This window comes from Keratinibaculum paraultunense, from assembly GCF_016767175.1.
GTDB classification, from domain to species: domain Bacteria; phylum Bacillota; class Clostridia; order Tissierellales; family Tepidimicrobiaceae; genus Keratinibaculum; species Keratinibaculum paraultunense.
On sequence record NZ_CP068564.1, the window covers coordinates 1,166,925 to 1,179,187 of the forward strand.

General features: G+C 30.0%; 12 protein-coding genes and 1 other annotated feature (1 of these 13 only partly in view). Of the genes, 2 read left to right on the forward strand and 10 right to left on the reverse strand.

Features of this window, described 5'->3' with window-relative positions; genetic code table 11:
- Positions 1-7: 7 nt before the first annotated feature.
- From spoIVA to JL105_RS05835, 6 genes are all read right to left on the reverse strand, one after another.
- Entirely contained in the window at positions 8-1,486 is a 1,479-nt protein-coding gene (spoIVA, locus tag JL105_RS05810) for a stage IV sporulation protein A (RefSeq protein WP_132027087.1), read from the reverse strand.
- 124 nt (positions 1,487-1,610) lie between these two features.
- Positions 1,611-2,627: an NAD(P)H-dependent glycerol-3-phosphate dehydrogenase gene (locus JL105_RS05815; RefSeq protein ID WP_132027085.1), complete on the reverse strand. Its 1,017-nt coding sequence runs from the start codon at positions 2,625-2,627 to the stop codon at positions 1,611-1,613.
- 19 nt (positions 2,628-2,646) lie between these two features.
- Complete coding sequence (gene plsY, locus JL105_RS05820; RefSeq protein ID WP_420485344.1) at positions 2,647-3,243, reverse strand: glycerol-3-phosphate 1-O-acyltransferase PlsY; 597 nt, start codon at positions 3,241-3,243, stop codon at positions 2,647-2,649.
- A 1-nt stretch (position 3,244) separates the two neighbouring features.
- Positions 3,245-4,561 (reverse strand): ribosome biogenesis GTPase Der, encoded by a 1,317-nt coding sequence (der, locus tag JL105_RS05825; RefSeq protein WP_132027084.1) that lies wholly within the window; start codon positions 4,559-4,561, stop codon positions 3,245-3,247.
- 9 nt (positions 4,562-4,570) lie between these two features.
- Positions 4,571-5,902 (reverse strand): DUF512 domain-containing protein, encoded by a 1,332-nt coding sequence (locus JL105_RS05830; protein WP_132027368.1) that lies wholly within the window; start codon positions 5,900-5,902, stop codon positions 4,571-4,573.
- A 249-nt stretch (positions 5,903-6,151) separates the two neighbouring features.
- Positions 6,152-7,384: a serine hydroxymethyltransferase gene (locus JL105_RS05835; RefSeq protein WP_132027082.1), complete on the reverse strand. Its 1,233-nt coding sequence runs from the start codon at positions 7,382-7,384 to the stop codon at positions 6,152-6,154.
- Positions 7,385-7,566: 182 nt separating this feature from the next.
- Between JL105_RS05835 and JL105_RS05840 the strand changes: the two genes are divergently transcribed.
- Together JL105_RS05840 and JL105_RS05845 are read left to right on the forward strand one after the other, a co-directional pair.
- Positions 7,567-8,352: a threonine/serine exporter family protein gene (locus JL105_RS05840; protein WP_132027080.1), complete on the forward strand. Its 786-nt coding sequence runs from the start codon at positions 7,567-7,569 to the stop codon at positions 8,350-8,352.
- The gene (locus JL105_RS05845) at positions 8,352-8,789 is read left to right on the forward strand and encodes a threonine/serine exporter family protein (protein WP_132027078.1); all 438 of its coding nucleotides are present in this window, start codon (positions 8,352-8,354) and stop codon (positions 8,787-8,789) included. The genes JL105_RS05840 and JL105_RS05845 overlap by 1 nt, the downstream gene beginning before the upstream one ends.
- Here JL105_RS05845 and JL105_RS05850 read toward each other — a convergent pair.
- The 4 genes from JL105_RS05850 to aspS are packed head-to-tail and all read right to left on the reverse strand — an operon-like array spanning position 8,786 to position 12,022.
- Positions 8,786-9,064, reverse strand: coding sequence for a metal-sensitive transcriptional regulator (locus tag JL105_RS05850; protein ID WP_237722224.1), 279 nt, complete (start codon positions 9,062-9,064; stop codon positions 8,786-8,788). The two genes, JL105_RS05845 and JL105_RS05850, sit on opposite strands and share 4 nt — an antisense overlap.
- A gap of 23 nt (positions 9,065-9,087) precedes the next feature.
- A complete protein-coding gene (locus JL105_RS05855) occupies positions 9,088-9,522 on the reverse strand; it encodes a SoxR reducing system RseC family protein (RefSeq protein WP_132027074.1) in 435 nt (144 codons plus the stop codon).
- Between the two features lie 4 nt (positions 9,523-9,526).
- Positions 9,527-10,219, reverse strand: coding sequence for a tRNA threonylcarbamoyladenosine dehydratase (locus JL105_RS05860; protein WP_237722226.1), 693 nt, complete (start codon positions 10,217-10,219; stop codon positions 9,527-9,529).
- Positions 10,220-10,246: 27 nt separating this feature from the next.
- The gene (gene aspS / locus JL105_RS05865) at positions 10,247-12,022 is read right to left on the reverse strand and encodes an aspartate--tRNA ligase (protein ID WP_132027070.1); all 1,776 of its coding nucleotides are present in this window, start codon (positions 12,020-12,022) and stop codon (positions 10,247-10,249) included.
- 42 nt (positions 12,023-12,064) lie between these two features.
- Positions 12,065-12,263 (reverse strand) — a binding site (T-box leader); it runs 1 nt beyond the window's last position.

Consider the following 12,263-nt stretch of genomic DNA (forward strand, 5'->3'; position numbering starts at 1 on the left):
TAAAACATTAAATTATAATGCATATTAAACCACCGCTACCATCATTTATAATTCTTTCTAATGCTCTCCTCATTTTTTGTCTAGCATCTTCTGGCATTGAATTTAGCTTTCCTTGTAATTGCTCATTTACTAAATCATATAAAGATTTTCCAAATAAATTAGACTGCCATATTTTAGATGGATCTTCCTCAAACTCATCTAAAAAATATCTAACTAATTCTTCTGATTGTTTTTCTGTTCCTATTAATGGAGATACTTCCGTGGTTATATTACATTTTAATATATGAAGAGATGGAGCCTCTGCTTTAAGTTTTACTCCAAATCTATTACCTTGTCTATATATTTCAGGCTCTGCTAATTCCAAATCCTCTAGCCTTGGACTAACTAAACCGTACCCAATCTCATTTGCTTCATTCAATGCTTTCTCTATCCTATCGTATTCTTTTTTAGTTTCTGCTAACTTATTTATCAGTGCAAGTATTTGGTAATCACCTTCAAGCTTGTATCCAGTCATCTCCTCCAACGCTTGATATAAAAGCTCATTATCTATTATTAATTCTACATTTACTACCCCTTTTCCTAAATTTATCTCTTCTATATTTATCTTCTCAATAATATCCAATTGATTTAAAGTCTCCAATGAATATTCTACTTCATTTAGTTTTTGCAATGTCTTAATGGATTCCTTAATAGAATCTATTATACTTATTTTTATCCAATGTTCCCTAGGCAATCCTTCAACCCATCCTGGTAAATTAATAGTAATTTCTTTAACCGGAAATTCAAATAACAATTTTTCGAAAACTTCTTCTATATCTTCTATATCCATTTTTAGACAATCAATTGCTAATACTGATACTCCATATTTTTCTTCTAAACTTTCTTTTAAAGCTAACGTACTATCTAAGTTCGGATGCTTACTATTTAATACTATAACAAAAGGCTTCTCCAGCTCTTTTAATTCTGATATAACTCTTTCTTCTGCTTTTATATAATTGGACCTATCTATATCTGTAATCGAACCATCAGTAGTCACAACTATTCCTATAGTTGAATGATCAGCAATCACCTTTCTTGTACCAATTTCTGCAGCTTCTTCAAAAGGAATTTCTTTTTCATACCAAGGAGTTGTAACCATTCTAGGCACTTCATCTTCTATATGTCCTAATGCTCCTTCAACTAGATATCCCACACAATCTACCATTCTTACTTTAAATTTAACATTATCCCTTAGTACTAGTTCAACTGCTTCATTAGGCACAAATTTAGGTTCAGTAGTCATAATAGTTCTTCCTGCTCCGCTTAAAGGTAATTCGTCTATAGCTCTTTCTTTTTTATACTTGTTTTCAATATTAGGAAGCACCAATAACTCCATAAATCTCTTTATAAAAGTTGATTTGCCAGTTCTAACCGGACCTACTACTCCAGCATATATATCCCCTTCCGTCCTCTCGGCTATATCTTTATATATGTCAAACTTATCCATGTCTTCCCTCCTTATTCAAATTATATATCATTATATATAATATATATGTAGCAAGTTCTATTTTATGATAAGGATTAAAAAAACCTGCTAACATTAGCAGGCTATAAACATTATTATTTATTATTTACTCTCTTATAATTTCTTCCATTTCAGGTTTTTTATCTCTAAGCATCAAATTATTAACAGAATTTTTTACATCTTTACCCTCATAAAGCACCTCATATATTTCTTCAGTAATGGGCATAACTACTTGTTCTCTTTTAGCTAATTCGTAAGCAGATTTAGCAGTTTTTATTCCTTCTACTACCATGCCGACAGAGTTGATAGCTTCTTCTAAAGATTTACCTTGCCCAATTAATATTCCAGCTTTCCTATTTCTACTATGCATGCTAGTACAAGTAACAATTAAATCACCAATTCCAGAAAGACCTGAAAAAGTTGCACTATTAGCACCCATTTTTTTACCAAGCCTTGCCATTTCAATTATCCCACGAGTCATCAATGCTGCTTTAGTATTATCACCATATCCTAAACCGTCAGAAATACCTGCTCCTAATGCTATTACATTTTTTAAAGATCCTCCTAATTCTACTCCTACTACATCTAAATTAGTATACACTCTAAAATAAGAAGACATAAATATATCCTGAACATATTCTGCCACTTCTTTATCTTTAGATGCTGAAACTACAGCAGTAGGTATATTCCTAGCCACTTCTTCCGCATGAGAAGGTCCAGATAATACTGCATAAGGATTATGTGGAAGTATTTCTTCCACTATCTGAGAAATTCTAAGTAATGTATTATTTTCTATTCCCTTTGCTACATTAACTATTACTTGATCTTTATCAACAATATTTTTTGCATCATTTAAAATTTGCCTTACACCATGAGAAGGAATAGCTAATACTATTACTTGCTTATCATGTATTACTTTTGATATATCATTGGTTAATTTTAAATTAGAAGGAATGGTTATTCCTGGCAAATATTTTTTGTTTTCATGGAACTCATTAACATGCTGTATTTGCAAACTATCTCTCATCCAAATATCAACATTATGTCCATTGTTTAACAATAAAATTGCTAAAGCAGTACCCCAACTTCCTCCTCCAATAACACCAATATTTACATTTTGCATACTAATTTTCACCTCTTATTTATACCTTTTCTCCAAGTTTAAACTCTTCTCCTTTTACTAACCTATTTATATTATCTTTATGCCTAGATATTACTAAAATAGCCAGTATAAACGTGGTTATAAAAAAATTTTTATTAAAAGGTCTATTTACTATAGAACCTACTATAGGCACTAATCCTGCAGCTATGATGGAACCTAATGAAACATATCTAGTAATAATTATAATTGCTATACCTATTGCAGTACAAATAATAGCTGTAGGATAGTGTAATAAAAATATAACACCTAGAGAAGTAGCCACCCCTTTTCCTCCTTTAAATTTTAAAAATACAGGCCAATCATGTCCCAATACAACAAATATACTAGCTATTAACTTTCCATTATATCCCATAATCCTTTCTCCAATATACACCGCTATTATGCCTTTTAAAACATCAAGAATAAAAGTTATGCCTCCTAATTTTTTCCCAAAAACTCTTAACGCATTGGTAGCACCAGCATTTCCGCTGCCATAATTTCTTATATCTTTTTTTTGAAATGCCTTACCCAAAATATAAGCTGATGAAAAATTTCCAATAAAATAAGATATTAAAGCAACTATGAATGATTTATTCAACTTAATCACCCTTTTCCCTAAACTCAAATTGAATTGGTACTCCTTCAAATCCAAAATATTGTCTTATTTGATTTTCTAAATATCTCTGATAAGAAAAATGCATAAGCTCTTTTTTATTTATAAATATTAAAAATTTAGGCGGTCTAACAGCTACTTGAGTACCATAATATATTTTAAGTCTTACTCCTTTATCAGAAGGCGGTTGATTTAAAATAACTGCTTCATTGATTATATCATTTAAAACTCCAGTACTTATCCTTAGATTATAATTATTATTGACCACTTTTATCAATTCCAATAACTTATTTACTCTTTTACCCGTTTTAGCTGATATAAACACAATAGGTGCATAAGTTATAAAACTAAGTTTGCTTTTTATATTTTTTTCAAATTCCCAATAAGTGTTAGTTTCTTTTTCTACAATATCCCATTTGTTCACAGCTATTATAATTCCTTTTCCTTTTTCATGAGCATACCCTGCAATCTTTGTATCTTGTTCAGTAACCCCTTCTGTACCATCTATTACCAGTATGCACAAATCTGAACGGTCAATAGCAGTCAAAGTACGAACAACACTGTATCTTTCTACATTTTTATATATACTTCTTTTCCTTCTTAAACCAGCGGTATCTATAAAAATATATTTTTCATTCTCAAAAGTAACATAAGTATCTATAGCATCTCTCGTTGTACCTGGAATATCTGTTACTATAACTCTTTCTTCTCCTAATATATTATTTATTAATGAAGATTTACCCACATTAGGTTTCCCAATAACCGATATCTTCACAATATCTTCATCTAAATCTTTTTCTTTATCTTCAGGAAAATGTTTTATAACTTCATCTAATAGATCTCCAATACCTAAACTTTGTTCAGCAGATATAGGTATTGGATTACCTATTCCTAATTCATAAAATTCAAATACTTTATCTGAAACCTTATGAGTATCGACTTTATTACATACTAATAGTATTTCTTTACCTGATCTTCTAAGTATATTTGCAATTTCCATATCTGTAGCAGTAACTCCTTCTCTACCATCTACAACAAACAATATCACATCGGCTGTATCTATAGCCATTTCAACTTGTCTTTTAATATTCATTGGTATAATTTCCTCTGATTCAGGCTCTAAACCTCCAGTATCAATTAAAATGAAATATCTATTAAGCCATTCAGCCTCTGAATAAATCCTATCCCTTGTAACTCCTGGACTATCTTCTGTAATAGCTATTCTCTTACCAACTATTTTATTAAACAACGTAGATTTACCTACATTAGGTCTTCCCACTATACAAACAACTGGTCTATTCATCCTATCACCTCATGCTTTCCTAAATAAATCTATAAAATCTTTGCCTGATACATCAACAGGGATTACTTTTACTTTTAAATTCTTTTCTACATCTTCAACAGTAAGATCATCTAAAAAAATATTGCTATCTTGCTTTAACATGGATTTTGGTATTATTATGCCATCTACATCATCATAGAGCTTAAGCTGTTCTATTAAATCTTGCCCAGTTATCAATCCTGAAACAGTAATAGTTTTCCCAAAAAAATTATTTTCAATTGGAACTACTTTTAATTGTAACCCATTAAACTTATCTATTATACAATTTTTTATATATTCCATAAAATTAGCAGCTAAAGTTCCAGTAGCTAATATATACTTTTTACTTAAAAAAATATTTTCTTTAATATTTCTTAATTCCTCTTTTACTTCATATTCAAAGGATCTTATCAAACCGACTCCGTTTTCTAATTGGGGGAACCCTTCGTATTCCTCATAATAAGGCAAATCCATTCCAGACATTACATAAAATTCATCAGAAGCAAACACAAGTCGAGTTCCAATTTTTTTTAAAAATTCATTTTGAGCTTTTTCTATTAGAGATAATACTTCCTTTGAACTATCACTATTAAAAGGCTCTATTTCATATAAACCTTTTCTATATTTAGTAATCCCTACTGGTACAACTGCTATAGACTTTACACTTGGATATAAATTAGATAAGTCCTTCAAAGTCCTTTCTAATTCTTTCCCATCATTTACACCTGGTACCAATACTATTTGGCAATTTACCTCAATACCTGCTTCCTTAAATCTAGTTAATATTGACATGATCTTACCAGCATTTTTATTGTTTAACATTTTTTTTCTAAGCTCTGGATTTGTTGTATGAACAGACACATTTATAGGACTTAACCTATAAGCTATTATCCTATCAATTTCCTCATCTCTCATATTTGTGAAGGTAATAAAATTCCCTTGTAAAAAGGATAATCTTGAATCATCATCTTTAAAGTACAAAGTTTTTCGCATATTTGGGGGTAATTGATCTATAAAACAAAAAATACATTTATTTTTACAGGATTTAGCTCTATCAATTAAAGGATTAGAAAATTCAATCCCTAAATCCTCGTCAAATTCTTTTTCAATTTCAATTTCCCATAATTCCCTATAGGATTTTAGTATTTCTACTACAACATATTCATCAGAGATTAAAAACTTATAATCTATTATATCTCGAACTCTTTTCCCATTTATAGATAGCAATACATCTCCTGATTCAATACCTAGCTCTTCAGCAATACTATTTTTTTTAATCTTTTCTATTATATTTTTATTGTTATCAATGTTTTTTAACTCCATAGCTATCCCTTTCATATATTGACTTAATCATTATCTATTATATTATAGCAAAACAGCTAGTCAATAGATATAGTAAATTTACCAAACAAATATTAAACACACAATTGTACTATTGAATAAATAAAAAATTAAATGAATATTCATTTAATTTTTTATACTTTGTATTCTTCTAACTATTATTCAACAAATTTATTAATTAAATAATTATATCCAAATGTACAAGCCTACAATTCTGTAGGCTTGTACATTTTATTCATATAATGGAAATCTAGAACATAGTTTTAAAACTCTGCTTTTAACTTCTTCCCTATCATTATTTTCATCTAATGCTAAATCAATTATTTCTGCAATTTCTTTCATTTCTTCTTCCTTCATACCCCTAGTTGTAACTGCTGGTGTTCCTATTCTTATACCACTTGTAATAAATGGACTTTCTGGATCAAAAGGAATTGTATTTTTATTAGTAGTAACATTAACCTCTTCTAACATTTCTTCTGCTTTTTTACCAGTTAACCCTTTATCTCTTACATCTAATAAAATTAGGTGATTATCCGTACCTCCTGATACTAATCTAAAACCTTTTTCTTTTAAACTATCTGCTAATACTTTAGCATTTTTAATAATTTGTTTTTGATATTCTTTAAAACTATCTTCTAATGCCTCTCCAAAACTAACAGCTTTTGCTGCTATTACATGCATCAATGGTCCTCCTTGAATTCCAGGGAATATAGCTTTATCTATCATTTTTGCATATTTTTCTTTACAAAGGATTGCACCGCCTCTAGGTCCTCTTAATGTTTTATGTGTAGTAGTAGTTACAAAATCTGCATAAGGTACTGGACTTGGATGAAGACCTGCAGCAACAAGACCTGCAATATGGGCCATATCCACCATCAAGTAAGCATCAACTTCATCTGCAATCTCTCTAAACTTTTTAAAATCAATTATTCTTGGATAAGCACTTGCACCTGCTACTATCATCTTTGGTTTTTCTTTTAGTGCAATTTTTCTCACTTCTTCATAATCTATTGTTTCCGTTTCTTTATCTACTCCATAATCAACAAACTTATAATACGTACCAGATATATTAACTGGACTACCATGAGTTAAGTGTCCACCTTGAGATAAATTCATTCCCAATACCTTATCCCCAGGTTTTAATACTGCAAAATATACTCCTAAATTAGCATTAGAACCTGAATGAGGTTGTACATTAGCATGTTCAGCATCAAATAATTTTTTAAGTCTTTCTCGAGCTAAATCCTCTACCATATCTACATACTCACAACCACCATAATATCTTTTTCTAGGATACCCTTCAGCATATTTGTTAGTTAACTGGCTACCCATTGCTTCCATTACTTGAGGTGAAACAAAATTTTCAGAAGCAATTAGTTCAATATGTTCTCTTTGTCTCTGTGTTTCTAATTCAATAATCTTCATTACTTCTGGGTCTGACTTTTTTAAATTTTTAAAATCCATTATACTAAATCCCCTTTCTTTATTATAATTAATAATTTAATTTATTGATTAATTATAAAACATAATATAATATAGTTATGTAAAACATAATTATATTATATTTTTACATACAAATTTATTATATAATTTATTTCTATTATTTACAACTTATTTTAACTAATTGTGCTTATGAGGTGAATTTTATGAATAATAATATTGTTAATAGAAATGACGCAAAAAAATTACTTTTGTTAGCAAGCTTAACAGGAAAAATTATGTTAAAAAATGGTGCTGAAACCTATAGAGTTGAAGATACCATAGAAAGAATATGTAAATCTCGGATGAATATAAAGTATGCAGATGCATTTGTAACTCCTACTGGTATATTTGTTTCTCTAGAATACGAAGAAGAAATGATGACTTACTTAATACGAGTTAAAAATATTAAAATTGACTTAAATAAAATCGATTTAGTAAATCAATTTTCTAGAGACTTTGTAAATTCTAATATGTCTCCTAGTGAAGGGATTGACAAACTAAAAAAAATCAATAAAATTAAAAATTATTCCTCTAAAACTAAAGTATTGTTTGGTAGTTTAGCATGTGCTTTTTTTTCCCTTTTATTTGGTGGCACTATTATGGATTTTTTATCTACTTATATAATAAGTTTAATAGTTCTCATAACTATAAATAAAATTGATAAATTTAAAATGACGTTCTTTCTCAATAATTTTATTGGTGCATCTTTAGCTTCTTTTTTATCTTTAGCATCTACTACAATTGGTTTTGGGGAAAATATGGATATAATTATCATAGGATCTATTATGGCATTAGTACCTGGTGTAGCAATAACTAATGCAATAAGAGATACTATTTCAGGAGATTTTATTTCTGGATTATCACGAGGTATGGAAGCTGTTTTTTCTGCATTAGCTATTGCTTTTGGAGTAGGTTTTGTATTAAATATTTATTTTAAGGGGATGATTTAATGTCAATTTTAATAAAATTTTTATTTGCATTTTTATCTACCATTGGATTTGCTATACTATTTGATATTCCTAAAAAATCCATTTATAAATCTGGCATAGCTGGTGCTTTAAGTTGGATAACTTTTTATATAATTTCATCTTTTTTTGGAAGTCTTATTGTTGGTACTTTTTTTGCTTCAGTAGTGGTTGGAATATTAGGGGAATTGTTAGCTAGACATTCCAAAAAACCAGCAACCGTATATATCATACCAGGAATAGTTCCTCTGGTACCCGGTGCTGGCATGTACTATACCATGTTAGCATTAGTAAGGAAAGACTTTTTTACAGCTATAAATAAAGGTACTGAAACTTTTTTTATAGCTGCTGCTATTTCACTAGGAATCATAATTTCTACTTCCTTATCTCAGTCAATAAAACGTGTAAAATATAAAAGCTAATTTTGTTTAGTATATTTGATCATAATATCTACTAAATTGTCTAAAATTTCATCTTCTGTATTACCATCCAAGTAACTTTTAAGACAATCTTTCATATAGTTTTCAAGTATTAAACCTCCAACGGAATTCATAGCCGATCTAACTGCTGCTACTTGAATCAATATATCGCCACAATCTTTTTCTTCCTCTACCATCTTTTGAATCCCTTTAACCTGTCCTTCAATTCGTCTTAATCTTTTTATTATGGCTTCCTTATCGTCTGTCCTCAAAATCAATCTCATTTCCTCCTTCTAAAATATTATTTATTTACTTTTAATATACGCACCATCTCCATGGCTTTATCATTTCTATCTCTAATAAAATTATCTATCTTTCTTACTATTAAAAAAGATATACTCAAAAATGCCATACCTATCAATAAACTATAAATTTCAAAATTATCTATACTAAACGACTTGAATATACTAATACCTGTAATTATACCTAGTATCAACATAAAAAATGGTATCATATAAACTATTAATGCATATTTAATAATCTTGTTGGATTTTCCTCTTATTTCCACATAATCCCCTGGTTTTGCACCAATTAAATTCTCCATTTGAACTGTTATGCTTGGAACATTGCAAGCTCCACCACAACTACTACAACTACCACCACAACCTGAAATTCGTCGCACCTCTACTTCTGCCATATCATCATATACATTACGTATATAGCCTATTTGATCCATAAAATTACACCTCCATAACTAAATCTTTCACCACTTCAGAGGCAATAATTAAACCTGCAACAGATGGGACAAAAGATACACTTCCTGGTATTGTTTTTCTATTATCACTTTTTCTCAGATTAATTTTTATAGGATTTTCCTTAGACCAAACCACTTTTAAATCTTGAATACCTCTTTTTTTCAATTCTTTCCTCATAACTTTTGCTAAAGGGCAATTAAATGTTTCATATATATCTCCCACTTGAAACATAGTAGGATCTAATTTGTTTCCTGCACCCATACAAGATATAATTGGAATCTTTAATGCTTTACACTTTTCTATTAAATTTATTTTAGATGAAACCATATCTATTGCATCTACGACATAATTATAGCTAGGAGACAAAAGCTCCTCAGCATTTTCTTCTGAATAGCACTCATCATATACAACAATATTAAGATCTGGATTTATTTCCAACAGCCTATCTTTCATGACATTTACCTTCAATTGCCCTACTGTTTTAGATGTTGCATGAATTTGTCTATTTATATTGGACACATCTATTATATCATAATCTACAAGTACAATATTACCTAAGCCAGATCTTACTAATGCTTCAGAAGTATAGGAACCTACTCCTCCTATTCCGAATACAGCAACTTTTGAATTAGCTAATTTTTTCATAGCTTTCTTTCCTAATAATAATTCAGTTCTCAAAAAATAATCCTTCATTCCTATCACCTTTTACAAATCCAATTTCACATGAAGCTCTTTTAATTGCTCTTCTGAAACAGCTGTAGGAGCTTCTGTTAACAAACAAGTGGCAGACTGAGTTTTTGGAAAAGCTATAACATCTCTTATGTTATTATTACCTGTCAATAGCATTATCAGTCTATCAAATCCATAAGCTATACCACCATGTGGAGGTGTACCATATTTAAATGCTTCCAATAAGAATCCAAACTTATCCCAAGCCTCTTCTTCAGAAAAACCAAGAGCCTTAAACATCCTTTTTTGTAAGTCTTGGTCACTTATTCTAATACTTCCACCGCCTATCTCATCCCCATTTATGACTATATCATAAGCTTTAGCTCTAACCTTTTCTGGTTGTGTTTCAAGCAAATGAATATCCTCTTCCATTGGATGGGTAAATGGATGGTGCTTTGCAACATACCTTCCCTCTTCATCATCGTATTCAAATAATGGAAATTCTGTAATCCAAACTAGTTTAAACTCATTATCATCTAATAAATTAAGCCTTCTTGCAACCTCTTTTCTTAAATTCCCTAAACTATCAAATACAACAGCAGGTTTATCTGCAATAAATAACAATAAATCTCCCTCTTCTGCTTCCATTCTATCCAAGATTCTATTTACTTCTTCTTGAGACAAAAATTTAACAATAGGAGATGTTATTCCATCTGATGTAATTTTCATCCAAACTAATCCTTTAGCTCCAAAATCCTTTACATAGGATTCTAAATTTGAAATATCCTTCCTAGAAAATTCATCTCCATACCCTTTTACATTAATTCCTTTTACATAACCTTTGTTTTCAATAGTTCCACTAAATACTTTAAAATCAGAATTTACTACTATGTCTGTAATGTCTGTAAGCTCAAACCCAAACCTTAAATCTGGCTTATCTACTCCAAATCTTTCCATAGCTTCCCTATATGTCATTCTCTGTATTGGAAGTTCTATTTCTATACCTTTAAATTCTTTAAACAATTTATATAAAAGTTGTTCATTTAATTTTATTACATCATCTACATCAACGAATGACATTTCCATATCAATTTGAGTAAATTCAGGTTGCCGATTTGCCCTTAAGTCCTCATCACGAAAACACCTTACTATTTGATAATATCTATCCATACCAGATATCATTAAAAGCTGCTTCATAAGCTGTGGTGATTGAGGAAGAGCATAAAAATGCCCTGGATTTACTCTGCTGGGTACTAAATAATCCCTTGCCCCCTCTGGTGTAGGCTTTGTTAACATTGGAGTTTCAATCTCTATAAAATGATTCTCATCTAAAAAATCTCTAACTAATTTTGCAACTTTATGTCTCACTTTTAAATTGTTTTGCATAGAAGGCTTTCTTAAATCCAAATACCTATATTTTAACCTCATAGATTCAGAAACATTGTCACCATCTTTTATATATATAGGAGGTGTATTAGATGTATTCAATATTCTTAATTCTTCTGCTAAAACTTCTATTTCTCCTGTAGGAATTTCTGGATTTATAGATTCTCTTTTTCTAACTTTTCCTCTTACTGCTACTACAAATTCACTTCTTAGTTTTGATGCTTTATTAAATATTTCATTGGAAACTGTACTATCAAAAACTATTTGACATATGCCAGTTGTATCTCTTAAATCTACAAATATCAATGAGCCTAGATTCCTTTCTCTTTGAACCCATCCCATTAGTATTACTTCTTCGTCTACATTTGACATTCTTAAATTTCCACACATATGACTTCTTCTTAAATCTCCCATATTTTCTTTCATATGACTACCTCCCTTAAAATAATAAGACCCCTCATCTCTGTTTTCAGGGACGAGAGGTTAATTCTCGCGGTGCCACCCTAATTAGGATTTTACCTCGCTTATAGCTTTAACGCAAATATTTGCGAACAAAACAAAGTTTGTTAACTCAGAGCTGTCTTCACTAAATATTGGTATCAGTTTCCACCAATCCTGACTCTCTACAACCAAGGGATTTAACTACTATTTCTCTTCATAGTTTTAT